The sequence below is a fragment of the Klebsiella sp. 28 genome, from assembly GCF_018223905.1.
In the GTDB taxonomy this organism is placed as follows: domain Bacteria; phylum Pseudomonadota; class Gammaproteobacteria; order Enterobacterales; family Enterobacteriaceae; genus Klebsiella; species Klebsiella pneumoniae.
Genome location: NZ_JAGRQY010000076.1, coordinates 49,320 through 73,947 on the forward strand (window position 1 = coordinate 49,320; position 24,628 = coordinate 73,947).

Annotated in this window: 27 protein-coding genes, 1 tRNA gene and 1 pseudogene; 13 read left to right on the forward strand and 16 right to left on the reverse strand. The window is 57.1% G+C overall.

Annotated elements, in window-relative coordinates; all coding sequences use genetic code 11:
- Positions 1-2: 2 nt before the first annotated feature.
- Together KHQ28_RS14120 and KHQ28_RS14125 are read right to left on the reverse strand one after the other, a co-directional pair.
- A complete protein-coding gene (locus tag KHQ28_RS14120; RefSeq protein WP_032418371.1) occupies positions 3-1,295 on the reverse strand; it encodes an arsenic transporter in 1,293 nt (430 codons plus the stop codon).
- A 51-nt stretch (positions 1,296-1,346) separates the two neighbouring features.
- On the reverse strand, positions 1,347-1,676 hold the full coding sequence (locus KHQ28_RS14125; protein ID WP_032418370.1) for a metalloregulator ArsR/SmtB family transcription factor: 330 nt from the start codon (positions 1,674-1,676) through the stop codon (positions 1,347-1,349).
- Between the two features lie 218 nt (positions 1,677-1,894).
- Here KHQ28_RS14125 and KHQ28_RS14130 point away from each other — a divergent pair, with 218 nt between their 5' ends.
- Together KHQ28_RS14130 and KHQ28_RS14135 are read left to right on the forward strand one after the other, a co-directional pair.
- Positions 1,895-2,188 carry a YciI family protein gene (locus KHQ28_RS14130; RefSeq protein ID WP_002916282.1) on the forward strand — a complete coding sequence of 98 codons (294 nt, stop codon included), beginning with the start codon at positions 1,895-1,897 and terminating at the stop codon, positions 2,186-2,188.
- A gap of 30 nt (positions 2,189-2,218) precedes the next feature.
- Positions 2,219-2,782, forward strand: a complete 564-nt coding sequence (locus KHQ28_RS14135; RefSeq protein WP_211777621.1) for a DUF1349 domain-containing protein — start codon at positions 2,219-2,221, stop codon at positions 2,780-2,782.
- Positions 2,783-2,785: 3 nt separating this feature from the next.
- Here KHQ28_RS14135 and KHQ28_RS29615 read toward each other — a convergent pair whose 3' ends face one another.
- Both KHQ28_RS29615 and KHQ28_RS14145 read right to left on the reverse strand, forming a co-directional pair.
- Positions 2,786-3,061: a hypothetical protein gene (locus KHQ28_RS29615; RefSeq protein WP_004174494.1), complete on the reverse strand. Its 276-nt coding sequence runs from the start codon at positions 3,059-3,061 to the stop codon at positions 2,786-2,788.
- A 171-nt stretch (positions 3,062-3,232) separates the two neighbouring features.
- Complete coding sequence (locus KHQ28_RS14145) at positions 3,233-4,132, reverse strand: LysR family transcriptional regulator (protein WP_004174493.1); 900 nt, start codon at positions 4,130-4,132, stop codon at positions 3,233-3,235.
- 138 nt (positions 4,133-4,270) lie between these two features.
- Here KHQ28_RS14145 and KHQ28_RS14150 point away from each other — a divergent pair, with 138 nt between their 5' ends.
- Genes KHQ28_RS14150 through KHQ28_RS14165 form a run of 4 tightly spaced genes read left to right on the forward strand, consistent with a single transcriptional unit; the run spans position 4,271 to position 7,021 of the window.
- Positions 4,271-4,579, forward strand: coding sequence for a superoxide dismutase (locus tag KHQ28_RS14150; protein ID WP_004151785.1), 309 nt, complete (start codon positions 4,271-4,273; stop codon positions 4,577-4,579).
- 8 nt (positions 4,580-4,587) lie between these two features.
- Positions 4,588-5,145 (forward strand): NAD(P)H-dependent oxidoreductase, encoded by a 558-nt coding sequence (locus KHQ28_RS14155; RefSeq protein ID WP_004174492.1) that lies wholly within the window; start codon positions 4,588-4,590, stop codon positions 5,143-5,145.
- 20 nt (positions 5,146-5,165) lie between these two features.
- Complete coding sequence (locus KHQ28_RS14160) at positions 5,166-6,185, forward strand: aldo/keto reductase (protein ID WP_032418369.1); 1,020 nt, start codon at positions 5,166-5,168, stop codon at positions 6,183-6,185.
- Positions 6,186-6,217: 32 nt separating this feature from the next.
- On the forward strand, positions 6,218-7,021 hold the full coding sequence (locus tag KHQ28_RS14165; protein ID WP_032418368.1) for a carboxymuconolactone decarboxylase family protein: 804 nt from the start codon (positions 6,218-6,220) through the stop codon (positions 7,019-7,021).
- A 362-nt stretch (positions 7,022-7,383) separates the two neighbouring features.
- On the opposite strand, the gene KHQ28_RS14170 is transcribed toward KHQ28_RS14165, so the two are convergent.
- A complete protein-coding gene (locus tag KHQ28_RS14170) occupies positions 7,384-8,313 on the reverse strand; it encodes a LysR family transcriptional regulator (protein ID WP_002916293.1) in 930 nt (309 codons plus the stop codon).
- Positions 8,314-8,442: 129 nt separating this feature from the next.
- Here KHQ28_RS14170 and KHQ28_RS14175 point away from each other — a divergent pair, with 129 nt between their 5' ends.
- Entirely contained in the window at positions 8,443-9,831 is a 1,389-nt protein-coding gene (locus KHQ28_RS14175) for an MFS transporter (protein ID WP_004151784.1), read from the forward strand.
- 167 nt (positions 9,832-9,998) lie between these two features.
- On the opposite strand, the gene KHQ28_RS14180 is transcribed toward KHQ28_RS14175, so the two are convergent.
- From KHQ28_RS14180 to KHQ28_RS14190, 3 genes are all read right to left on the reverse strand, one after another.
- Positions 9,999-10,072 (reverse strand) — tRNA-Gly (locus KHQ28_RS14180).
- An 80-nt stretch (positions 10,073-10,152) separates the two neighbouring features.
- On the reverse strand, positions 10,153-10,866 hold the full coding sequence (gene actS / locus KHQ28_RS14185) for an amidase activator ActS (protein ID WP_004157874.1): 714 nt from the start codon (positions 10,864-10,866) through the stop codon (positions 10,153-10,155).
- A gap of 102 nt (positions 10,867-10,968) precedes the next feature.
- The gene (locus KHQ28_RS14190) at positions 10,969-11,868 is read right to left on the reverse strand and encodes a LysR family transcriptional regulator (RefSeq protein ID WP_004181230.1); all 900 of its coding nucleotides are present in this window, start codon (positions 11,866-11,868) and stop codon (positions 10,969-10,971) included.
- Between the two features lie 211 nt (positions 11,869-12,079).
- On the opposite strand from KHQ28_RS14190, the gene KHQ28_RS14195 reads away from it, so the two are divergent.
- Genes KHQ28_RS14195 through idi form a run of 4 tightly spaced genes read left to right on the forward strand, consistent with a single transcriptional unit; the run spans position 12,080 to position 15,500 of the window.
- Positions 12,080-13,573 (forward strand): UbiD family decarboxylase, encoded by a 1,494-nt coding sequence (locus tag KHQ28_RS14195; protein WP_032418367.1) that lies wholly within the window; start codon positions 12,080-12,082, stop codon positions 13,571-13,573.
- 11 nt (positions 13,574-13,584) lie between these two features.
- Positions 13,585-14,163 carry a UbiX family flavin prenyltransferase gene (locus tag KHQ28_RS14200; RefSeq protein ID WP_004144723.1) on the forward strand — a complete coding sequence of 193 codons (579 nt, stop codon included), beginning with the start codon at positions 13,585-13,587 and terminating at the stop codon, positions 14,161-14,163.
- 12 nt (positions 14,164-14,175) lie between these two features.
- Positions 14,176-14,892: a DUF554 domain-containing protein gene (locus KHQ28_RS14205; RefSeq protein WP_004144724.1), complete on the forward strand. Its 717-nt coding sequence runs from the start codon at positions 14,176-14,178 to the stop codon at positions 14,890-14,892.
- A 53-nt stretch (positions 14,893-14,945) separates the two neighbouring features.
- Positions 14,946-15,500: an isopentenyl-diphosphate Delta-isomerase gene (gene idi / locus KHQ28_RS14210; protein WP_002916298.1), complete on the forward strand. Its 555-nt coding sequence runs from the start codon at positions 14,946-14,948 to the stop codon at positions 15,498-15,500.
- 234 nt (positions 15,501-15,734) lie between these two features.
- Here the strand turns inward: idi and lysS are convergent, their stop codons facing one another.
- From lysS to xerD, 5 genes are all read right to left on the reverse strand, one after another.
- On the reverse strand, positions 15,735-17,252 hold the full coding sequence (gene lysS / locus KHQ28_RS14215; protein ID WP_002916299.1) for a lysine--tRNA ligase: 1,518 nt from the start codon (positions 17,250-17,252) through the stop codon (positions 15,735-15,737).
- Between the two features lie 9 nt (positions 17,253-17,261).
- Positions 17,262-18,360, reverse strand: a protein-coding gene (gene prfB, locus KHQ28_RS14220) for a peptide chain release factor 2 (protein WP_095858446.1) whose coding sequence is annotated in 2 segments (ribosomal slippage) — positions 17,262-18,284 and positions 18,286-18,360 — 1,098 coding nt in all. Because the reading frame shifts where the segments join, the coding sequence is not laid out codon by codon here.
- An 85-nt stretch (positions 18,361-18,445) separates the two neighbouring features.
- Complete coding sequence (gene recJ / locus KHQ28_RS14225; protein WP_004149758.1) at positions 18,446-20,179, reverse strand: single-stranded-DNA-specific exonuclease RecJ; 1,734 nt, start codon at positions 20,177-20,179, stop codon at positions 18,446-18,448.
- 5 nt (positions 20,180-20,184) lie between these two features.
- On the reverse strand, positions 20,185-20,898 hold the full coding sequence (gene dsbC / locus KHQ28_RS14230; protein WP_004174456.1) for a bifunctional protein-disulfide isomerase/oxidoreductase DsbC: 714 nt from the start codon (positions 20,896-20,898) through the stop codon (positions 20,185-20,187).
- Between the two features lie 22 nt (positions 20,899-20,920).
- Positions 20,921-21,817 (reverse strand): site-specific tyrosine recombinase XerD, encoded by an 897-nt coding sequence (xerD, locus tag KHQ28_RS14235; RefSeq protein WP_004144729.1) that lies wholly within the window; start codon positions 21,815-21,817, stop codon positions 20,921-20,923.
- Positions 21,818-21,917: 100 nt separating this feature from the next.
- Here xerD and fldB point away from each other — a divergent pair, with 100 nt between their 5' ends.
- Positions 21,918-22,439 carry a flavodoxin FldB gene (fldB, locus tag KHQ28_RS14240; RefSeq protein WP_004144730.1) on the forward strand — a complete coding sequence of 174 codons (522 nt, stop codon included), beginning with the start codon at positions 21,918-21,920 and terminating at the stop codon, positions 22,437-22,439.
- A 6-nt stretch (positions 22,440-22,445) separates the two neighbouring features.
- Here fldB and KHQ28_RS14245 read toward each other — a convergent pair whose 3' ends face one another.
- Positions 22,446-22,856 carry a protein YgfX gene (locus KHQ28_RS14245; protein ID WP_002916310.1) on the reverse strand — a complete coding sequence of 137 codons (411 nt, stop codon included), beginning with the start codon at positions 22,854-22,856 and terminating at the stop codon, positions 22,446-22,448.
- Positions 22,837-23,103, reverse strand: a complete 267-nt coding sequence (sdhE, locus tag KHQ28_RS14250) for an FAD assembly factor SdhE (RefSeq protein ID WP_002916312.1) — start codon at positions 23,101-23,103, stop codon at positions 22,837-22,839. The genes KHQ28_RS14245 and sdhE overlap by 20 nt, the downstream gene beginning before the upstream one ends.
- 245 nt (positions 23,104-23,348) lie before the next feature.
- Here sdhE and ygfZ point away from each other — a divergent pair, with 245 nt between their 5' ends.
- A complete protein-coding gene (ygfZ, locus tag KHQ28_RS14255; protein ID WP_002916313.1) occupies positions 23,349-24,332 on the forward strand; it encodes a tRNA-modifying protein YgfZ in 984 nt (327 codons plus the stop codon).
- Positions 24,333-24,482: 150 nt separating this feature from the next.
- Here the strand turns inward: ygfZ and KHQ28_RS14260 are convergent.
- Positions 24,483-24,628 (reverse strand): annotated as a pseudogene (locus KHQ28_RS14260) (hemolysin III family protein); the annotation flags it as partial.

A 24,628-nucleotide genomic window follows, 5' to 3' on the forward strand; every position in this document is an offset into this window, starting at 1 on the left:
TCTCATGGCTGGTTGAAGGAGAGACGCAGCGCCAGCGCGGCCAGCGTCACAAGCAGCACCGGCAGGGTCATGGTGATGCCGCAGCGGAAATAATACCCCCAACCGATGGTGATGTGCTTCTGCGCCAGCACATGCAGCCACAGCAGCGTGGCCAGGCTACCAATTGGCGTGATCTTGGGCCCCAGATCGCAGCCGATGACGTTGGCATAAATCATGGCCTCTTTGATCGTCCCTGTTGCCGCGCTGCCATCAATCGACAGGGCGCCGACCAGTACGCTGGGCATATTATTCATAATCGAAGAGAGGAAGGCCGACAGAACACCAGTGCCCAGCGTCGCGGCCCAGAGGCCGCGCTCCGCCAGCATGTTCAGCACCGTGGTCAGATAGTCCGTTAACCCGGCGTTTCGCAGACCATACACCACCAGATACATTCCCAGCGAGAAGATCACTATCTGCCACGGGGCGCCGCGCAGCACCTTACCGGTGTTAATTACCCGCCCGTGCTTCGCGACAGCAAACAGGATCCCGGCACCGAGCGCCGCGATGGCGCTGACCGGGATCCCCAGCGGTTCAAGGACGAAAAAGCCAGCCAGCAACAGCAGCAGCACGCCCCAGCCGGTGCGGAACGTCGCTGGATCTTTTATTGCCGTGGCCGGCGCTTTCAGTAACGCCATATCCCAGGCCGGCGGGATATCCTTGCGAAAGAACAGGTGCAGCATCGCCAGGGTGGTGAGGATCGCCGCGAGATCGACCGGCACCATCACCGAAGCGTACTCCCTAAAGCCGATGGCAAAGAAATCTGCCGAAACGATATTCACCAGATTCGACACCACCAGCGGCAGGCTGGCGGTATCGGCAATAAATCCGGCGGCCATGACAAAGGCCAGCATCGTTCCCTTGCTGAACCCCAGCGCTCGCAGCATGGCAATCACGATTGGCGTGAGGATCAGCGCCGCCCCGTCGTTGGCAAACAGCGCCGCCACCGCCGCGCCGAGCAGGATAATCCAGGTAAACAGCAGTCGACCCCGGCCTCTTCCCCAGCGGGAAACGTGCAGCGCGGCCCATTCGAAAAAGCCAGACTCATCAAGCAGCAGGCTGATAATGATAACGGCGATAAAGGTGGCGGTCGCATTCCAGACGATATGCCATACCACCGGGATATCGGCTACCTGTACGCCACCGGTGGCCAGCGCCAGCGCCGCGCCAAAGGCCGCGCTCCAGCCGATCCCTAACCCCCGCGGCTGCCAGATCACCAGCACCAGGGTCAGGATAAAAATCGTACCTGCCAGCAACATCGTTCCTCCGCCAATCACATTCGAAAAATCATATATGTTAAGATAAATTTTTTACCGGCACCCCGGCCCGCCAGCCAGTCTGCTGATCATCAGCCGCACATCCTCCTGCTGACTGAGCCAGGCCTGCTCAATCACCTGCGCCGCCCAGGCCGGCATCTGCGGAGAGAGGCGGTAATGGACCCACTTACCCTGTTTACGATCCAGCAGCAATCCGCTCTCACGGAGCATCGCCAGATGGCGGGAGATCTTGGGCTGGGACTGGACGAGCGCCGTACAGAGATCGCACACGCACAACTCTCCACGCGCCTTGAGCAGCAATACGATCCCCAGCCGAGTTTCATCGGCGAGGTTTTTGAACAGTTGCAGGGGCAATAAAGACATGATTTCTCCTCAAGCGTGACGGACAGCATACGGGGCCACAAAGAAAGATCAATATACATGCGCAAAAACATATATATTAATTCACGTCTGCGATGAGCATCCGGGATGTTGCGCCCCGCCATCCCTGCTAAATAGCACGGAAAAATGCCGCGTTTTCTTTTCTCCATCATCGAAATATGTCAGGCTGGAGATCCCATTGGATTGCCAGGGCTTTCAGGATGAGTACGATTTATGTGGTTGTTTTAACGTATATAAAACCGCTCGAAGAGGTTGACCGTGCGATCCCCGCCCACATCGAATGGCTCAAAAAAGGCTATGCCGACGGCCTCTTTCTCGCCTCCGGCCGCCGTATTCCCCGCACCGGCGGCGTCATTCTGGCAAAATGCGATAGCCGGGAAACTCTGCAAGCGCGTCTGAGCCAGGATCCCTTCCAGCAGCTGGGTCTCGCCCGTACAGAGATTATTCCCTTTGAGGCCAGCATGGCGTCACCCGCGCTGCAGTCGCTGTTATAACCCTGTCTGAAAGCATATCCCGGAGGAAAAATGCAGCCGTACTTTCACTGGATCAATGAACCTGCCGAGTGGCGCCGCGATTCCGACGGCCTGACGGTGGTCACTAATAAGCATACCGACTTCTGGCGCCATACCTGGTATGGCTTCGAGCGCTTCTCTGGCCATCTCTATGCCGCAGAAGTGGCGGGCGATTTTACCCTGCAGGCAAAAATCTGTGCGGATTTCACCACGCTTTACGACCAGGCTGGGCTGATGATGATGGCCGACGAGCAGACCTGGCTGAAGGCGGGAATTGAGTTTAATGACGATGCCCCGGCCATCGGCAGCGTACTGACGCTAACCCACTCCGACTGGGCCACCGGGCTTTTCCCCGGCGACCCGCGCACCTTCTGGCTGCGGCTGACCCGCAAGGGCGACGCGTTAAGGCTGCAGTATTCAACCGACGGCGAGCGCTGGCCGCTGCTGCGGCTCGGCTACTTTCCGCCAGGCCCGGTGAAAGCGGGCGTCATGTGCTGCTCACCGGAGCGTGGCGGACTGGCGGNNGATATTCAGCTTTCCCCGCCGCTGGACAAAGCGCTGCACGATCTGAGCTGAACGCTAGCGGGAAGACCCGACTTTCTCTGCATCCTGGGGCCCAGGATTGCAGGGTTCGCTGGTGCCAGGGAGATAAAAATGACCGTGCTTATCGGGATCGGTGCCGCCAGGGCACCCTGCCCGACCCGAGGAATTATCGATATCGCCGCCGTTCGAACCGTTGCCGCCGTCGGCGCCAGCGCTCACCGACTGCCCGTTATGGCCACCGTGAACACCATGCGCAGCACTGGCCGAAAACGCCACCAGCGCGAATATACAGACTATGAAGCGTCTGCCCATTGATACCTCTCCCTTATTGATATTCCCAGCCTATGACGTTGGTGATGGGTTAAGCCGTTGAGCGGCAAAAATCATCGCGATAAAAACCGCTTTATCCGCAAGGAGTATAGGGTTAAGACTGAGGGAAAGACAGGATCTGTGCCTTCAGATATTTCGCACGCAAAATAGCCTTTATTCCGCGGCATGCATTATCAGGAAATCAATCAGGGCTTTCACCCTTTTCGTTCTGCCCGCGTTTTTTGGGTAATAGAGATAAACCGGCGGATAGGTTTTCCAGTAGTCCTCCATCACGGGAATAAACTGCTCACGATCGGGCTGTAATTGCAGGATAGGTTCAAATAAACGGCCAATCCCCAGTCCGTGGCGAATACCGTCGGCCATGACGTCAATATCATTGCTGATTAACTGTCCGGGCATCTCGACGGTGAGCTGCTCGCCGTGGTCATTGAGGATCAGCGGCAGGATGCGGTTGTTGGTAATAAAGCGATAGCCAATCAGCCGGTGATGATGGAGATCGGCAGGCATCGCGGGCACGCCATATTCGGCAAGATAGGCAGAGGAGGCGTATAGCCCTTCACGAAACGGCTTCATTAACGGGCGGGCGACCACGCCGCCTTCGAGAATATCGCCAAAGCGGATCCCAAGGTCGAAACGTTCTTCAATAATATTGACGGTACCGTCATAGACCGATATTTCCAGCTGGATCCCCGGATATTGCTGACAAAATGCCGCCATCGCCGGTTTGAGAATAAGCAGGTAGGCAAAGCGCGAGAGGGTTATTCTCACTGCCCCGGAGGGCTCCTGATTCTGGTCGCGGATGATTTCCAGCGACTTTTCCAGTGTCTCCACCGCCGCGGCGGTCTGCTCCAGCAGCTGTTGCCCGGTTTCCGTCAGCTCGATACGCCGGGTAGTGCGCACAAAAAGGGGGTGGCCAATATGCTCCTCCAGCAGCCTGAGCGCATTGCTGACCGACGGCGGCGTGATTTCGAGCTTGCGCGCGGCGGCCGAGATATTGCCCTCGCGCGCAATGCTCTGAAAGATGCGTATCTGATTATAAAGCGCGTTATTCATAGCATCTCCTTAAGACACCCTCGCCTGATTATTAAGTACAGGCTAAATATTCTTAAGTCAATGACCGCCTAATCTTCCCCCCCTGCGGCTCGTATACTTTTGTCTCTTCCCGCTGACAACGACTTTCCGGAGACAACTATGCGAATTTTATGTCTGGATATCCCTGCCCCCGGCGCGACGCTGGAACACTATGCGCCGCACCTTACCGCAGAAGCCCTGCACGCCTGGGGACTGTACAAGTCAGGTTTTATTCGCGACATCTATTTCCGTCAGGATCGACCCGGCGTCGCTATTTTCCTCGAGTGCGACACCGTGGAAGAGGCGAATAATGTCATGGCCGAATTTCCGCTGGCAAAAGCGGGTCTATTAACCTTCGAGTGTATTCCACTCGGCTCGTTTATTAGCTGGGAAAATCTCTTCTCCGCTGAATTTAAACATCAGGAGTAACGTTGGGAATGGCTCATATTCTTGTCGTTTCCGGGCATCCGGATCTTAACCATTCCATCGCCAACGCCACCATCCTCGATGAGCTGGCGACCGCCCTGCCTGATGCGGAAATCCGTCGTCTGGACTGGCTCTATCCGGACGGCAAATTCAACATCGCCGCTGAGCAGGAAAGCCTGCTGCAGGCGGATGTGATTGTCTGGCAGTTTCCCTTTAGCTGGTATGGGCTGCCCGGGTTAATGAAACAGTGGCTGGACGAGGTATTTGTCCACGGCTTCGCCCATGGCTCAACGGCGAAACTGGGTGGTAAAAAGCTGCTCCTCTCCTTCACCACGGGAGCGCCACAGGCGCTCTATACCGCTGACGGTTTCTTTGGCCATGCCATTGAGGAGTATCTCCTTCCCTTCGAGACCACGGCCAGGCTGTGCAATCTTGCGCTGCTGGCGCCGGTTTATACCTGCGGTATTAGCTACGCCGACCGGGATGCCGACAAAATCGCTCAGCAAAAAACGCTTGCCCGGGAACACGCGGCCAGACTGATCGCGCGGCTTAATACTCTGGTGGAATAACCCAAAGGGAGAAAATAACGATGCAGTATACCCGGCTCGGGAAGAGTGACTTACTGGTCTCCCGTATCTGCATGGGATGTATGGGGTTTGGCGATCCGTCAACGGGTCAGCATCGCTGGACGCTGGACGAAACAGCCAGCCGGGACATCATCCGCCACGCTCTGGAACAGGGCATCAATTTTTACGATACCGCCATCGCCTATCAGAACGGCTCCAGCGAACGGTACGTTGGCCGGGCGCTGCGGGAGATGGCAAAACGCGAGGAGGTGGTGCTGGCCACCAAGTTTCTGCCACGAACCGCTGCCCAGATTGCCGAGGGGATCAGCGGAAAACAGGCGATAGCCCGCTCGCTTGACCAGAGTCTGCGAAACCTCGGGATGGACTACATCGACCTCTACATCTACCACATCTGGGATTACAACACCCCGGTTATCGACGTGCTGGAGGCGCTGCACACCGCAGTGACCGCCGGCAAGGTGCGCGCGATTGGCATTTCCAATTGCTATGCCTGGCAGCTGGCGAAGGCGAACGCCCTTGCCGAACGCGAAGGGCTGACATCCTTTGTTTCTGTGCAGAGCCACTACAACCTGATTATGCGTGAAGATGAACGAGAGCTGTTCGGGCTGTGCGCAGAAGAGGGTATCGCCATGACTCCCTATAGCGCGCTGGCCAGCGGCCGTCTCTCCCGCTTAGAAGGCCACACGCGGCGAGAGGTGGAAGATGATTATGCCCGGGGCAAATACGACGGCACGGCAGAGCAGGACCGGATCATTATTGCCCGCGTCGCCGAAATTGCCGAACGGCATCAGGTCTCGATGACCGAAATTTCGCTGGCCTGGCTGCTGACTAAAGTCACCGCCCCGGTGATCGGCGCCACGCAAAAGCATCATGTTGACGGCGCGGTCAACGCTGTAGCCCTTCAACTGAGCCCGGAAGACATCCGTTATCTGGAAGAAGCCTACCAGCCGCACTTCCTCACAGGCGTGATGGCGCAAAACACGCCGCAAGCCAAAGACCATCATCAGGTGTGGACGCGGTAACCCTCTGTCCTGTTCAGCAGGGAGAATAAAACATGAAAAATGTGATTGCCGCGGCAGCCTTGTCGCTTGTGCTGTCTGATTTTGCTTATGCCCACGAACAAAGAGATGAAGCTATGATGAAAATTACCCCTTCCACCCTTGCGGACGCTGATATTCAAGCGGTCTCCCCGGCGCTGGCACGCTTCGGCCGCGAGGCCATCAGCAACGACCTCTGGCAACGTGACGCCCTGTCCGCCCGCGACCGTAGCATCGTGACCGTAGCGATGCTGATTGCCCGCAACCAGCCAGGCGAGCTGAAGCACTATATTGCCGTTGCGCTCGATAGCGGCGTGACGCCAGCGGAAGTGTCAGAGATCATTACTCACCTCGCCTTCTACGCTGGCTGGCCCAATGCGATGTCAGCCGTCAGCGTCGCTAAAGCCATCTTTGAAGCCAGGGGCGTGATGGCAGAGGCCCTGCCCGCCGCCTCGCCAACGCTGCTGCCACTCAATGAACAGGTAGAGAAACAGCGTGCAGACACCGTGGAAAAAAATGTCGGCCCCATTTCGCCTGGCCTGGTTAAATTTACCGCCGACCCGCTGTTTCTCGACCTCTGGCAACGGCCCGCGCTTACGCCCCGCGACAGAAGTCTGGTGACGGTCAGCGCGTTAATCGCCGCCGGACAGAGCGCGCAGATTGGCTACCACCTAAACAGAGCTATGGATAATGGGCTTTCGGCTGAAGAGGCCGGAGAAGTGGTCGCCCAGGCGGCGTTCTACGCGGGATGGCCAAATGCGTTTACCGCCGCCCCGGTGGTCGGTGAGGTATTACGATCGCGCGAGAGCAAAACTGAATAAAAAAGAATAAAGGACAGGGAAGCTGTCCTTTATTTATCGTTAATTGTTAATTTAAAGGTACCAGGAGGGCTTTCGATCAGGTCTCGCGGAAAGAACATAAACGATCTATCGAAGTATGGAGACTTCGATCGTGAGTCTGTTCACATCGCTCATTGAGAAAATTTCCGTTCCGTATGCCGTCATGAGTCTCATCCTTTGAAAGCAGCGATCGCTGTGGCGAGACGGTAGCGCGGACATGTCTATTTGGTCAGAGATGGACATCTCAATTTAGCTACTACACCGCTACTTCGTTTGATGCATTTAACCTTAAATATCAGTAAGTTGAATTATTCATTTAATATACATTGATGTTATAGCAATCGCTATACAGGCTCCTTAGTCATGACTGACCGGGCCACACCGCATATCGCAAGAATTTGCTCTCTCAGCCAGCGGTGACCGGGGTCGCGTTCCATTCTTGGGTGCCACATCTGCGATACCGTAATACGACGGCTTTTGAACGGCAGCTCGAAAAGGTGTACCTGGTCCGTTACCTGCTGATTGAGTAAATAGAGTGCGGGTATCATGGCGATAAGATCCGATTCCAGCGCCACGGAAAGTGCTGTCGGAAATCCCGGTACGACGCTTGCAATTTTACGTTTTGTCCCCAGTTCGGCCAGCGCATCGTCAACGGATCCGTGCAACGCGCCCTCGGGTGACGCTACCACATGGCCCCAGGCGACATAATCACTCACGCCTATTTCAGCCTGCTTAGCCAGCGGGTGCCCTTTACGGACGACGCCAACAAACCGATCCTCAAACAGTCGTTGCAGCCGTATTTCTGGCCCCATATTACTCTGAACGCCAATCTCCAGATCAACCAGCCCTTCCCGAAGATAGCGCGACGTTTTTTCCGGCTTAGGCGCGAAGCGTATACAGACGTCCGGCGCTGCGTCGGCAACCGCTGCTATAAGCGCAGGCCCAAACGCCACCACAAAACCATCGTTTGCCCTGATGGTAAAAAGACGCGCCAGATTTTGCGCGCTGAACGTTTCAGTTGAGGGCTGTAATACCGCCCTGGCATCGTGCACTGCACGCCTGGCGCGATCCCGGGTCGCTTCGGCCCACGGGGTCAGTACCATGTTACGCCCGGCGCGTACCAGGATCGGGTCTCCTGTGACATCGCGTAACCTGCTTAATGTCCGGCTCATGGCCGAAGTGCTGAGGTTCAGACGACGAGCCGCACCTGCGACACTCGCTTCACTCAGCAATACGTCGAGAGCTACCAGCAAATTAAAATCGGGATCAGACATTACCCTTCCTCCCAGCACATTAAGATAAGGCGTTTGATGCAACAATAAAGTGAAAATAGTGCGCCTTCCGCCTGGTAAAAGCCATCTTTATAGTTTTGTCATCCATACACTCTTCTCAGAGGACAAATGATGACGCTCTTTTCCAGTCAACCCGGCGACGAAGGACTGCCTGGCCCGGCGCGCGCACGGGTGATGGCCGCAATAATGACCACCACCTTAATGGGCGTGTTTGATGGCACCATGATCAACATTGCCCTGCCCTCCATGGCTCAGGAGATGCAGGTACCTGCCAGTATTGCCGTCTGGTTCGCCAACGGGTATCTGCTGGCGGCTGCGATGACGCTGGCGATATTCGCGGCGCTTGCGGCCCGTCTGGGTTATCGCCCCGTATTTCTGGCGGGCCTGACGACCTTTACCCTGACATCACTGGGTTGTGCGCTGGCGAATAAGCCCGAAGTGCTTATCGGTATGCGCGTGCTTCAGGGGATCGGCGGCGCGGCGACGCTGAGTATTGCCCCCGCAATACTCAGGTCCGTATTTCCCGGACGCTTACTTGGCCGCATTCTGGGGTTCCATGCCCTGCTCATTGCCTCGAGCTCCGCTATCGGCCCGGTATTGGGCGGTACGATCCTTCACACTCTTAGCTGGCAATGGCTGTTTGCGATAAACATTCTTCCCGGCACCCTCGCCTTACTGCTGGCGGTCAGAGCGCTGCCGCGGGATGCGATCCGTATGCAGGCGCCCTTCGACACCGTGGGCGCCATATTGTCGGCGCTGCTGTTGGGTTCGACGATCATGGCGGCGAACAGCCTACAGAACGCTACTTCTCAATTCGGCAGCCTTTGCTGGATGGCTCTCGCTGCGCTGAGCGGCATGGCTTTTATCTGGCAAATCCGCCGCACGGGTCATCCCTTACTGCCGCCGAGCATGTTTAAAAATGAACGTTTTACCCTCGCGGCCTTCACGTCGATGGTTGCTTTTGTCAGCCAGGGGATCACCTTTATTGCGCTACCCTTCCTGTTTCAGAGCGAATACGGCTACAGTCCGGTAGTGTCTGCCCTGCTGTTTACGCCGTGGCCATTAGGGATCGTGCTGATTGCGCCGCATGCAGGCCGTTGGGCGGACACGATATCAGCCCCGGCGATATCCACCCTGGGGCTGGTGATATTTGTCGTCGGTTTGATCCTGCTGGCGACGTTACCCGCCAGACCTTCAATGTGGGATATCTGCCTGCGAAGTCTGGTATGCGGAATAGGGTTTGGCTGCTTTCAGAGTCCCAATAACCGGGAAATGCTCTCAAACGTTATTCGTGAGCACGCGAGTTATGCGTCCGGTGTTTTATCCATTATGCGCACTTTCGGGCAGTGCCTGGGAGCCGCCGCCGTAGCCGTTCTGCTGGCAGCAGATGAAAGGTCAATTCATGTTGCGCTGTGGAGCGCCGCCGCGGCCTCTGCGGTATCGGTCGTCGTCAGCGCGAGCCGGTTGCGTAAAATCACTCATCCTGCGGAAACAGGATAAGCGCGGAAATATCACTAAACGCTACGACTCCAGCGCCAGCAGCGCAAAACGCCGATCCCGCAACCAAAGTGGAGTCCTCTGCCGGAGTTCAATAGACTAACAGAATGCTATAATCGCTGATTTATCAAGGGAAAATTGAGTTGGGTAGACTTCAGGAGACTTGAATTTGGAGCGGGCGAAGGGAATCGAACCCTCGTATAGAGCTTGGGAAGCTCTCGTTCTACCATTGAACTACGCCCGCGAAGAGGTGCGAGAAGCATTATAGCCCTTACGCACCCTGTGACAAGCCTGCCGGATGCTGACTGGCGATAAAATAACCTTTTAGCACTTAGGTTTACTTCCCTGCGGCGGCAGGTAACGCAGCGGATCGATGGCTGTCGCCCGGTAGCGGATCTGGAAATGCAGCCGCACTGAGTCGGCATCCGTACTGCCCATGGTGGCAATTTGCTGGCCGGCCTTCACGCTCTGGCCATTATTCACCATTAGCTTATCGTTGTGGGCATAGGCGGTGATGTAATCCTCGCTGTGCTTAATCATGATCAGGTTGCCATAGCCGCGCAGCTGATTGCCGACGTAGACCACCTTGCCCGCCCCGGCGGCATACACCGGCTGGCCGCGGGTTCCGGCGATATCAATGCCTTTATTGCCGCCATCGGCGGTGGAATAAGGCAGGACCACTTTGCCGCTGGTCGGCCAGCGCCAGCAGCGCTGTCCCACCGGCGGCCAGGAGGACTGAGGTACCGCGGACGAAGGCGTGACCGCCGCGGTGCGCGTAGAGGAAGATTTTTTCTTCGTTGTCTTCGTTGAACTGCTGCCGTTAAGCTTCAGCTTCTGCCCCACCTCAATGGTGTAAGGCGGGGAGATGTTATTCAGGCGGGCCAGATCGCGAACGCTGGTGCCGGTGGTGCGGGAGATGCCGTACAGGGTATCGCCGCGTTTAACGGTGTAGGTGCCACCGGAATCGGAGGTGCTGGAGCAGCCGGCCAGCACCAGGCTTGCCGCCAGCATCAGTGTCATATAAAAGCGTTTCATCATCAGGCATCCTGCACTTAACACAACCACTTACCTCGCAATCAGGGCGAATATCATACCAGTCCGTGCAACAATCCCCAATGCTCTACGCTTTTTCTCTGATCTCTACTCCCTCGGCGCGGTAAAAGGATAACCCCCGGCGATAATATCCATCAGCGCCGGCAGATACGGCATCGACGGCAATTTCACCAGAGCCGGATAAAATATTTGCGGTGAGGGGAAGACATCAACCACATAGCAATGAGGAAGTTTTTCGGCATTCACTTCCGAAGATGGCAGCAATGTCGCCGCTTCCAGCCCGTCCTCCAGCCAGTCGAGGATCACTCCGGGCTGGGTAATATGCATAATCACCTTCGCGCTAACGCCGGATTTACGGAACAGGTCCATTAACATTTCATAGGTGCCGGAATCTTTCGCCCGGTGCAGCAGCACCAGCGGCATCTCCGCCAGAGCATTGTAGTCATAGGGGTTGGAAGGCGGTTGCGACAGGCATTTTTTATTAATGACCGCTACCAGTTTAATGGGGTCGAAGGAGATATAATCGAAGCCTTCTCCGCGGTAGGGTCGCTGTATTAATGCCAGATCGATAGCGCCTTCATTTAATAATGTTTCCAGATGACTTGAGTCAGTCACCGAGATATTTATCGCGGTTTCAGGATTGCGCCGATAGAGCTCCATTAATAAAGGCTGAAAATAATTCTGGTACAGATGAGTTAAGCCAATACGTACTTCCACGCGGGTCTTTTGCGCAATATCGGCCGTCTCCCGAGCGGTATCCTCCACCTGGCGTAAAATTTCACAGCCTTTTCGATATAAGAAATACCCCGCTTCCGTCGGTTCAATGCGGTTGCCGCGGCGCTCGAAAAGTGAAACCTGCAGCTCTTCTTCAAGCTCCTGAATCCGCTTGCTGAGCGGTGGTTGCGCCATATTGAGCGACTTCGCCGCCTGACTCACCGAACCGTGTTCCACTACCCGGCAAAAATAGCGTAAGCGTTTAAGATCCATGACCGGCCTCATTAATTATCTTCCGGGCAGTATCACACTAACGCTGAGAAATAAAAAGCCGCGTCGAATTCACCATATTGATTAATTGTTTATTAACATTTTTTTAAAACCAACTTTTTTGATCTACTGACCATCCGGTAAACGGTATTTGTTTAATTTATCGAAGAAAAATATTGTGCGCTTAGCAAAATTGCTTTTTAAAGGAACACTCATGGCAAATTCAGATAAAAAAACGCCTTCACCGGTGCATGATTTACGTTCGGCTCTGGCACTGTTAAAAACGCTGCCGGGCGAATATGTTGAGACCGATACCGAAGTCGATCCTCACGCCGAGCTCTCAGGCGTTTACCGCTACGTGGGCGCCGGCGGCACCTGCCAGCGCCCAACGCGCAAGAACGGCCCGGTCATGGTCTTTAACAAAATTAAGGGGTTCGACGATATCAGCGTGGCCATCGGTCTGAACGGCTCGCGCCAGCGCGTTAGCCAGTTCCTGCAGTGTGAACCGGCAAAACTGGGTCATTTGCTGAAAGATTCCGTTGAAAATGCTATTAGCCCAACCATAGTACAGGACACGGCGGTATGCCAGGAAGTGGTTCACCTCGCCAGCGATGCTGATTTTGATCTGCGTAAACTGCTGCCTGCGCCAACTAACACCGAAGAAGATGCCGGTCCGTATATCACTATGGGCCTGTGCTACGCCTCCGACCCGCAAACCCACGAATCCGATATCACTATTCATCGCCTGTGTGTCCAGAGCCGCGATGAGCTATCAATGTGGCTGACGCCGGGTCGTCATATCGATGCCTTCCGCATGAAGGCGGAAGCGGCGGGCCAGCCGCTGCCTATTTCGATCAGTATCGGCGTCGATCCGGCTATCGAAATCGCCGCCTGCTTTGAGCCACCGACCACCCCGCTGGGTTTCAACGAGCTAAGCATCGCCGGCGCGCTGCGTGGCCGCGCGGTGGAGATGGTGCAATGTAAGACTATTAATGAAAAAGCCATTGCCCACGCCGAAATCGTTATCGAAGGCGAACTGCTGCCGAACGTGCGCGTACGCGAAGATCAGAACACCCATACCGGCCGCGCAATGCCGGAGTTCCCGGGCTATACCGGTGAAGCGAAAGAGGCGATTCCGGTTATTAAAGTCAAAGCCGTCACCCATCGTACTCAGCCTATCTGGCGCACCACCGTCGGACCAGGCGAAGAACATGTCAACATGGCCGGGATCCCGACCGAAGCGAGTATTCTCGATATGGTGGAGCGCGCCATGCCGGGCAAATTACTCAACGTCTTCGCCCACTCGGCAGGCGGCGGCAAACTACTGGCGGTACTGCAATTTAAGAAATCTTCCCCTGCCGATGAAGGCCGCCAGCGCCAGGCGGCGCTCCTGGCGTTCTCCGCTTTCCCGGAGCTGAAGCACGTCATTTTGGTGGATGAGGATGTTGATATTTTCGATAGCGACGATGTGCTGTGGGCGATGCAAACCCGCTACCAGGGTGATGTCGATACCGTAATGATCCCGGGTGTGCGCTGTCATCCGCTCGACCCGTCGCAGTTGCCAGAGTACAGCCCGAGCGTGCTGCAGCAGGGAATGTCGTGCAAAACCATTTTCGACTGCACCGTACCGTTCCATCTGAAACACAACTTTGAGCGCTCTAAGTTCAAAGCGGTTGATGTAAAACGTTTCCTGCCGGACTTCGAATAAGGGCGAATACCATGACACCACGCATCATCATTGGGATTAGCGGCGCTTCCGGGTTCCAGTACGGCGTGAAAGCGCTGGAACTTTTGCGGCCACTGGCGATAGAGGTTCATCTGGTGGTCTCCAAAGGTGCGGAAAAAACCTGCGAGCTGGAAACGGATTACCGCTTAGATGAAGTGATGGCGCTGGCTGACGTGGTACATCCCATCAACCATCTGGGCGCGTCCATCTCCAGCGGCTCGTTTAAAACGCTGGGGATGTTGGTTGCCCCCTGCTCGATGCGATCATTGGGCGCTATCGCCCACTGTCTCACCGATAATCTGCTTACCCGCGCGGCGGACGTAGTGCTAAAGGAACGTCGTCGGCTGGTACTGCTGGCGCGCGAGACGCCGCTTAATCTCGGCCATATACGTAATATGGCGGCAGTTACCGAGATGGGCGGCATCATCTTTCCGCCGGTGCCTGCACTCTATCAGCGTCCGCAAAGCGCAGATGACATTATTACCCATAGCGTAAACCGCGCGCTTGACCTGTTTGACCTGGAGGTCAATAACATCCCGCGCTGGGGTGAGGGCGAGCTGCTTTACACGTAACAGGAACTCGCAATGTTAATTGGTCCGTATGTAAATGGTTCCGCCGTGATTATCGGCGGATTGATCGGCGCAATGGCCGGAGGAAAACTTCCGGAACGCGTCAAAACAGCCCTGCCGATGACCTTTGGTCTCTGCTCCGTCGGCCTGGGTATCACCCTGGTACTGAAGGTGAAATATATGCCGGCGGTAGTGCTGGCGATGGTACTCGGCGCCTTCCTCGGCGAACTGCTGCATCTGGAAAAACGCATCGGCAGCGCGGCGGGATCAACGCGCGGGTTGATTAATAAAGTTCTTCCACCCGTTCAGGGATTAGGTCATGAAGAGTTCACCGAAAAATTCGTGGCTATTTTGGTCCTGTTTTGCGCCAGCGGTACCGGTATTTTTGGTGCCATGACCGAAGGTATGAGCGGCGATCCATCAATCCTGTACATTAAAACCATCCTCGATCTTTTTACCGCCGGGATCTTCGCGACGCTGCTGGGCTACGCGGTGATGACCATCGCTATCCCGCAGATCGTGATTCAGGTGGCGCTGGCGATGCTAGCGGTGTTTATTCTGCCGATGATCACGCCGTCAATGATGGCGGATTTCTCCTGCGCCGGTGGATTGCTGATGGTGGCCACTGGATTACGCATCTGCAACATTAAGCTTTTCCCGGTCGCCAACATGCTGCCAGGGCTTGTTTTGGTAATGCCTTTCTCCCATTTATGGGCTACCCTAGTGGCCTGAGTACATGACCCGGCGGGTTTGTGCCGGGTCATTTTTTATTTTCAGGAGTCGTCATGGCCGGGGAACACGTCATTTTGCTGGATGAGCAGGATCAGCCTGCCGGTATGCTGGAGAAGTATGCCGCCCATACGTTTGATACCCCTTTACATCTCGCGTTTTCCTGCTGGCTGTTTAACCAGCAGGGTCAGTTACTGGTCACTCGCCGTTCGTTGGGCAAAAAAGCCTGGCCCGGGGTATGGACCAACTCGGTCTGCGGACACCCCCAGCAGGGCGAGACCTTCGAGCAGGCCGTCACGCGCCGCTGTCGCTTCGAACTCGGTGTGGAGATCTCTGATATCGCGCCGGTTCACCCGGCCTTCCGCTACCGGGCGGTCGCCCCAAACGGTATCGTTGAGAACGAAGTGTGCCCGGTATATGCCGCGCGCGTGGTAAGCGAAGTGCAGCCTAACGACGATGAAGTCATGGACTATCAGTGGGTTGACCTGGCAACCATGTTAAGCGCGCTGGCCGCCACGCCGTGGGCGTTCAGCCCGTGGATGGTGCTGGAAGCGGAAAATCGGGACGCCCGCCAGGCGCTGACCGACTTTGTTGCGCGTCTGCGCGGGTAAGCTGACTATTCTCCAGGTCAGGCGCAGCCCTGTGCCTGTCATTAATGCCTGGCGGCGCTACGCTTGCACAGGCCTACGGTTCTGCGCCATTGCGTAGCCCGGATAAGGCGTTTACGCCGCCATCCGAGATCCCCGGCTTGCGCTGCGCTGAGCCAGGCTACGCCAGCCTTAGGACCTCACATCAGACATAAAAAAACCCGGCAAGCCGGGTTTTTTGCTTTTCGCGAAGGGCGATTATTTCTGCGGACGCATCGCCGGGAACAGAATAACGTCGCGGATGGTGTGGCTGTTGGTGAACAGCATGACCATACGGTCGATACCGATACCCAGACCAGCGGTCGGCGGCAGGCCGTGTTCCAGCGCGGTGACATAGTCTTCGTCATAGAACATTGCTTCGTCGTCGCCTGCGGCTTTCGCATCAACCTGATCCTGGAAGCGCTGCGCCTGGTCTTCGGCGTCGTTCAGCTCGCTAAAGCCGTTACCGATCTCACGGCCGCCAATGAAGAATTCAAAGCGGTCGGTGATTTCCGGGTTGACGTCGTTACGGCGCGCCAGCGGAGAAACTTCCGCCGGGTATTCGGTGATGAAGGTCGGCTGGATCAGGTGCGCTTCCGCCACTTCTTCGAAGATCTCGGTCACGATACGGCCCAGACCCCAGCTCTTCTCCACTTTGATGCCGATAGATTCAGCGATCGCTTTCGCGGAATCAAAGTTATCCAGATCCGCCATCTCGGTTTCCGGACGGTATTTCTTGATCGCTTCGCGCATGGTCAGTTTTTCAAACGGCTTGCCGAAGTCGAACACCTGGTCGCCGTAAGGCACTTCGGTATTGCCGAGGATGTCCTGCGCCAGGGTGCGGAACAGAGATTCGGTCAGCTCGATCAGATCTTTATAATCCGCATAAGCCATGTAGAGTTCCATCATGGTGAACTCTGGGTTATGACGAACGGAGATCCCTTCGTTACGGAAGTTACGGTTGATCTCGAAGACGCGTTCGAAGCCGCCAACCACCAGACGCTTGAGGTACAGTTCCGGCGCGATACGCAGGTACATGTCCAGATCCAGCGCGTTATGATGGGTGATGAACGGACGCGCGGAAGCGCCGCCCGGGATCACCTGCATCATCGGGGTTTCTACTTCCATAAAGCCGCGGCCAACCATGAACTGACGGATGCCTGCCAGGATCTGCGAACGCACTTTGAAGGTCTTGCGGGATTCATCGTTGGAGATCAGGTCCAGGTAACGCTGGCGATAACGCGCTTCCTGATCCTGCAGGCCGTGGAATTTGTCCGGCAGCGGGCGCAGAGCTTTAGTCAACAGACGCAGCTCGGTGCAGTGGATAGAGAGCTCACCGGTTTTGGTCTTGAACAACTTACCGCGGGCGGCGATGATGTCGCCGAGGTCCCACTTTTTGAACTGGTCGTTATAAACGCCTTCCGCCAGGTCATCACGCGCCACGTACAGCTGGATGCGGCCGCCTACGTCCTGCAGGGTCACGAAGGACGCTTTACCCATGATACGACGGGTCATCATGCGGCCAGCAACGGCCACTTCAACGTTCAGCGCTTCCAGCTCTTCGTTTTCTTTGCCATCGAAGTCAGCGTGCAGTTGGTCAGAGGTATGGTCACGACGGAAATCGTTCGGGAATGCGACGCCCTGCTCACGCAGCGCAGCCAGCTTCTCGCGACGGGTTTTCAGTTCATTATTAAGGTCAATTGCCGCGTCAGCGCCCTGTGCTTGTTGTTCAGACATGTTGGTTCCTCATAACCCTGCTTTCAAACTTGCTTCGATAAATTGGTCCAGGCTGCCATCGAGCACCGCCTGAGTGTTGCGGGTTTCCACCCCGGTACGCAGATCTTTAATACGCGAGTCATCCAGCACGTAAGAGCGGATCTGGCTGCCCCAGCCGATATCGGACTTGTTGTCTTCCATCGCCTGCTTCTCGGCATTTTTCTTCTGCATCTCCAGTTCATAAAGCTTTGCTTTCATCTGCTTCATGGCCTGGTCTTTGTTCTTGTGCTGCGAACGGTCGTTCTGGCACTGCGTCACCAACCCGGTCGGGATATGGGTAATACGCACCGCGGATTCCGTACGGTTAACGTGCTGACCACCGGCGCCGGAGGCGCGGTATACGTCAATGCGCAGGTCGGCCGGGTTAATTTCGATATCGATATCGTCTTCCACTTCCGGGTAAACGAACGCGGAGCTGAAGGAGGTATGACGGCGGCCGCCGGAATCGAACGGGCTCTTACGCACCAGACGATGAACGCCGGTTTCCGTACGCAGCCAGCCGTAGGCGTAATCGCCAATGATCTTAATGGTTACGGATTTAATCCCCGCGACTTCACCTTCGGATTCTTCGATGATTTCGGTCTTAAAGCCGCGCGCCTCCGCCCAGCGCAGGTACATGCGCATCAGCATGCTGGCCCAGTCCTGGGCTTCGGTGCCGCCGGAACCGGCCTGAATGTCAAGGTAGCAATCGGCGCTGTCGTATTCGCCGGAGAACATGCGGCGGAACTCAAGCTGCGCCAGCTTCTCTTCCAGGGTATCCAGCTCGGCGACGGCTTCGTTAAAGGTCTCTTCGTCGTCCGCTTCCACGGCCAGATCCAGCAGGCCGGCAACGTCTTCCAGCCCCTGGGACATCTGATCCAGGGTATCTACGATGGCTTCCAGGGAAGAACGCTCTTTACCCAGCGCCTGGGCGCGTTCGGGTTCGTTCCACACGTCCGGCTGTTCCAGCTCGGCGTTTACTTCTTCGAGACGCTCTTTCTTGGCATCGTAGTCAAAGATACCCCCTAAGAACGTCGGAGCGCTCCGTGAGGTCCTGAATGCGGTTTTTTACCGGATTTATTTCAAACATGGTCGGTTTCTTTTAATGGATTTGTCAAAATGCGGTGATAAGAGCGGAATTCTACCGGATTCGCGCCCTTATTCCTACACTGTTGTCAATTTGGCCAGAGGTGATCGATGATCAGCTGCAGGCTACGGTTGCCGCGGAACTCGTTGATGTCGAGCTTGTAGGCTAACTGGACTTCACGCACGCCGTTATCCGGCCAGATGGAAGTATCAACGTTGAAGGCGATACCGTCCAGCAGCGGCCCGCCGTCAACCGGTTCGACCATCACCTTCAGGTGACGCTCGCCCACCAGCCGCTGCTGCAGCAGGCGAAAACGACCGTCAAACAGCGGTTCCGGGAACATCTGCCCCCACGGCCCGGCGTCGCGCAGCATCTGCGCCACTTCCATGCTCATCTCCGCCGCCGCCAGCGGGCCATCGGAAACCACCTCGCCCTGCAACAGCGCAGGATCCAGCCATTCGGTCACCAGCTCGCCGAAGCGCTGTTGAAACTCTTCAAAACGCGCCTCCTCCAGCGATAAGCCCGCCGCCATCGCGTGGCCGCCGAACTTCAGGATTAGCCCGGGATAAAGCGTATCAAGGCGCTCCAGCGCATCGCGCATATGCAACCCCTGAATGGAACGACCGGAGCCTTTCAGCGTGCCGTCGCCGGTAGGCGCAAAAGCGATAACCGGGCGATGGAAGCGCTCCTTAATCCGCGAGGCGAGAATGCCGACTACCCCTTGATGCCATTGCGGATGGTACATCGCCAGCCCGCCGGGCAGGGTATCGGCGCTGCGCTCCAGCTGCTGACAGAGCGTTAGCGCTTCCGCCTGCATCCCCTGCTCAATCTCTTTGCGCGTCTGATTAAGCGCATCGAGCTCGTTGGCCAGCACCCGCGCTTCGCCGATGTTGTCGCACAGCAGCAGCGCGACGCCGACCGACATGTCGTCCAGCCGTCCCGCCGCGTTCAGGCGCGGCCCGAGGGCGAAACCGAGGTCGCTGGCCGCCAGCTTTTGCGGATCGCGGTTGGCAATTTCCAGCAGCGCCTTAATACCGGGCCGACATTTGCCGGCGCGAATGCGGCTTAACCCCTGCCAGGTGAGGATACGGTTGTTAGCATCCAGCGGCACGACGTCCGCGACGGTGCCAAGCGCCACCAGATCCAGCAGCTCGGCAAGGTTCGGCGCGGGGATGCCGCGAGCGTCGAACCAGCCTTTATCGCGCAGAAAAGTGCGCAGCGCCAGCATCAGATAAAACGCCACCCCCACCCCGGCCAGTGATTTTGACGGGAAGTCGCAATCGCGCAGGTTGGGATTAACGATAGCTTCCGCCGCCGGCAGCGTCTCGCCCGGCAGATGGTGATCGGTCACCAGCACCGGGATCCCCAGCGCATGGGCATGATCGACGCCGGCATGGGACGAGATCCCGTTGTCGACGGTCATGATCATCTGCGCGCCGCGAGCATGGGCCTGATCGACCACTTCCGGGCTTAAACCGTAGCCGTCTTCAAAGCGGTTCGGCACCAGATAGGAGACGTTGCCGTAACCCAGCGCGCGCAGGGCCAACACGCTGAGCGCGGTGCTGGTGGCGCCGTCGGCGTCAAAATCACCGACCACCACGATGTGCAACCCTTTCTGGAACGCGTCATGCAGCATCTCGACCGCTTTTTCAACGCCGGTGAGCTGCGTCCAGGGGAGCATGCCTTTGACGCTGCGCTCCAGCTCCTGCGCGCTGCGCACCCCGCGGCTGGCATATAGCCGCTGCAGCAGCGGCGGCAGGTCGGCGGGGAGTTCGACGCCGTCAACCGCCTCGCGGCGGCGTAGTTGTATCTGTTGTTTCACGCGAATCAGTTACCGCTTGTCTGTTTTTTGTGCTCATCGAGGAACGCCTTCAGCTCTTTCGGCCCCTGATAGCCCGGCAGCACCATGCCGTTACTGAGGACCATCGCCGGCGTACCGTTGACGCCCATCTGCACGCCGAGGGTGTAATGTTTGGCGATATCTACGCTGCAGCTCGCCGGCTGCACGCCTTTACCATTCATGGCGTCATCCAGCGCTTTGTTGCGATCTTTCGCGCACCAGATGGCCTTCATGTCCTGCTCCGCCTGGCTTTGCAGACCCTGGCGCGGGAAAGCCAGATAGCGCACGGTGATCCCCAGCGCGTTGTAGTCGCTCATCTGCTCGTGCAGTTTATGACAGTAGCCGCAGGTAATATCGGTGAAGACGGTGATGACGTGCTGCTCCTTCGGCGCTTTGTAGACAATCATCTCATTGCTCAGCGCGTTCAGCTTACCCAGCAGCAGCTGGTTGGTGACGTTGACCGGCTGCGCGCCGCTCACGTCGTACATCGGCCCCTGGATGATATGCTTGCCGTCGTCGGTCACGTACAGCACGCCGCTGTCGGTCAGCACCGTGCTCATCCCGGAAACCGGCGATGGTTGAATATCGGTGCTCTGCACACCCAGCTTCGCCAGCGACTGTTTAATTGCCGCGCTATCGGCGTGCGCCGTTCCTGAAAGGGAGGCCGCCAGCAGGGTGAACATCAATAAACCTTTTTTCATACTCAGTCCTTTTGTTCAGCACTCACGCCCGCGGGTGGTGCTGTTGATGAAGTTGTCGCAGACGCTCGGTCGCCACGTGGGTGTATATCTGCGTGGTGGAGAGATCGCTGTGTCCTAACAGCATCTGCACCACGCGCAGATCGGCGCCATGATTGAGCAAATGCGTGGCGAACGCATGGCGTAACACGTGCGGGGAAAGCTTTTCGCTGTCGATCCCCGCCAGTACGGCATAGTGTTTAATCCGGTGCCAGAAGGTCTGGCGCGTCATCTGCTGGGCGCGCTGGCTGGGAAATAAGACATCCGACGCCACGCCGTTCAGCAGCCAGGGGCGACCATACTCGAGGTAATTTTCCACCCACAGTACCGCCTCTTCCCCCAGCGGCACCAGCCGCTCTTTGTTGCCTTTTCCCACCACCCGCAGCACGCCCTGCCGCAGGCTGATGTCGCTCATCGTCAGCCCCACCAGCTCCGAGACGCGCAGGCCGGTGGCATACAGCACCTCCAGCATCGCTTTATCGCGCAATTCCAGCGGCTGCTCCACCAGCGGCGCCTGCAGCAGGCGCTCAACCTGCGCCTCACTGAGATCTTTTGGCAGCCGCTGCGGTAGCTTCGGCGAGGCCAGCAGCGCGCTGGGATCGTCCGGGCGAATTTTTTCCCGGTACAGATGCTGGAAAAAACGGCGCACGGCGCTCAGCAGGCGCGCGGTGCTGGTGGCTTTGTAGCCGCCGGACTGCCGCTCAGCCAGCAGCGCCTGCAGATCGTCGCTGCCAACGCTTGCCAGCGACAGGCCGCGATGGTGCAGCCACTCAACTAACATCGTCAAATCGCGACGGTAGGCGCTGAGCGTATTCTCCGCCAGGTTGCGCTCCAGCCAAAGGGCATCGAGAAACTGTTCGATTAGTGCCAGATCCTGTTTCACATCGGCCTCTTTGTTCGTTAAACGCTCTCATTATGCCTTAAGAGGACGCCTTTCTGGTACACTGCCCGCCATTCACGGCAAGAATCGAGATGTTTACGCGATGAATATAGGTCTGTTTTACGGCTCCAGTACCTGCTACACCGAAATGGCCGCGGAGAAAATCCGCGATATCATCGGCCCCGAACTGGTGACGCTGCACAATCTGAAAGATGACTCCCCCGCGCTGATGAGCCAGTACGACGTACTGATCCTTGGCATCCCGACCTGGGATTTCGGCGAAATTCAGGAAGACTGGGAAGCGGTCTGGGATCAGCTGGACACCCTGAACCTCGAGGGAAAGATCGTCGCGCTATACGGCATGGGCGATCAGCTGGGCTACGGCGAATGGTTCCTTGACGCGCTCGGCATGCTGCATGACAAGCTGGCGACCAAGGGCGTGAAGTTTGTCGGCTACTGGCCAACCGAAGGCTATGAGTTCACCAGCCCGAAACCGGTGATCGCCGATGGCCAACTGTTCGTTGGCCTGGCGCTGGATGAAACCAACCAGTACGACCTGAGCGACGAGCGCATCCAGAGCTGGTGCGAGCAGATCCTCGGCGAAATGGCCGAACACTTTTCCTGACGCGGCTTACTCCTGCGCCGGTTTTTGCAGCACCAGCCGGCGCAGATCGCGCCACTCTCCGGCGTCCATGCTGTCCGCCGCCAGCCAAAGATGCTGTCCGCGCCGGGTATCGACATGGCGCAAACGCAGCAGCATACCGCTATTGATAACCCACGGCGTCCCGAGGATCTCCCATTCGGCGTTTTGCCAGCGAAGACGGGAATCGGTGAGCAGTTTTATCTCCCCGCGACGGGCATGGATCCGCCGCTGGCTGCGCACGCAGTCGAAGACCACCAGCGACAGCAGCAGCAGCCAGATCGGGGTATAGCTCAGCGGCCAGGGAACCAACAGCACCAGGGCCGCCACCACGCCGTGAAGCAGCAGGGAAAACCACTGCGCGCGCCAGGAGATACGGAGATCAGATTGCCACAGGACCACGTTCCCGATTCCGTGTCTGAATTAAGGTTACCATCCGCTGCAGCTCCGCATCGGCCGGTTTGCCGTGGTTCATCAGCCAGTTGAACAGATCCGGATCGTCATTTTCCAGCAGGCGAATGAACAGCTGTTTGTCAGCGTCGCTGAGGGTATCGTACTCATACTCAAAGAACGGCATGATGGAGATGTCGAGTTCGCGCATCCCGCGGCGGCATGCCCAGTGGATACGTGCTTTATTGTTAATGTCCATGTTGACCTTCCAGCAGCAAAATATAGGTTAGTTTAACCCGTTTTCTGCCGTAACTTTACAGGAATATCGCTGAATGCGAGCATCCTTCCATAAAAACCTTAAAATAATGATGGGCTTATTGATTCCCTGCGTCAGGCGGCTGTCTCACGCCAGCGCACAAATGGCCTGTTGAAAGCACTTGCAATGCACTATAGCTCTTTTACCATTGGTCACACACACTGCGTTAAGCGATTCAGGATATGACTATGGCTTTTACACCTTTTCCTCCGCGTCAGCCTTCCTCTTCCGCTCGTCTGCCGTTAACGCTGATGACCCTGGATGACTGGGCGCTGGCGACAATTAGCGGGCCGGACAGCGAAAAATATCTGCAGGGGCAGATTACCGCCGATGTGAGTCATCTCACCGATGCCCAGCATCTGCTTGCCGCCCACTGTGATGCCAAAGGCAAGATGTGGAGCAACCTGCGCGTATTCCGTCGCGAGGGCGGCTTCGCGTGGATTGAGCGCCGCAGCCTGCGCGACGCGCAGCTGACCGAGCTGAAAAAATATGCCGTCTTCTCCAAAGTCACCATTGCCGCCAACGACGATCTGGTTCTGCTGGGAGTAGCCGGCTTCCAGGCGCGCGCCGCGCTGGCGCCGCTGTTCGCCGCCTTGCCCGACGCTGCCACCCCGGTGGTCAGCGAAGGCGCCACCAGCCTGCTGTGGTTTGAACACCCGGGCGAGCGCTTCCTGCTGGTGACCGATGTCGACACCGCCAACCGCGTCACCGACGCGTTGCGCGGCGAAGCGCAGTTTAACAACAGCCAACAGTGGCTGGCGCTGAATATTGAAGCCGGCCTGCCGGTTATCGACAGCGCTAACAGCGGGCAGTTCATTCCGCAGGCCACCAACCTGCAGGCGCTGGGCGGCATCAGCTTCAAAAAAGGCTGCTACACCGGCCAGGAAATGGTCGCGAGGGCGAAATTCCGCGGCGCCAATAAGCGCGCGCTGTGGACGCTGTCAGGGACCGCCAGCCGGGTGCCGGAAGCCGGGGAAGACCTGGAGCTGAAGATGGGCGACAACTGGCGCCGCACCGGTACGGTGCTGGCAGCCGTACAGCTGGATGACGGAAGCCTGATGGTCCAGGTAGTGATGAATAACGACATGGAACCGGACAGCGTGTTCCGTGTACGCGACGATGCCGGCAGCCTGAGCATCAAACCATTGCCGTATTCGCTGGAAGAAAATTAAGGAAAAGTTCCCGGCTTGCGGCGCTTGCGCCTTAGCCGGGCTACCCGGCCGCAGAATATCGTAGCCACGGTAAGCGTAGCGCCACCGTGGAATTTCCAGGCCGTAGAGTATTGTAGCCACGGTAAGCGCAGCGCCACCGTGGGATGTTTATCAGGACTGGCCGATGTAAAGATAAATCGCCAGGAAGTGACACACGCTGCCGCCGAGCACGAAGCCGTGCCAGATAGCGTGGTTATAAGGAATACGTTTGCAGACGTAGAAGATGACCCCCAGCGAGTACACCACCCCGCCAACCG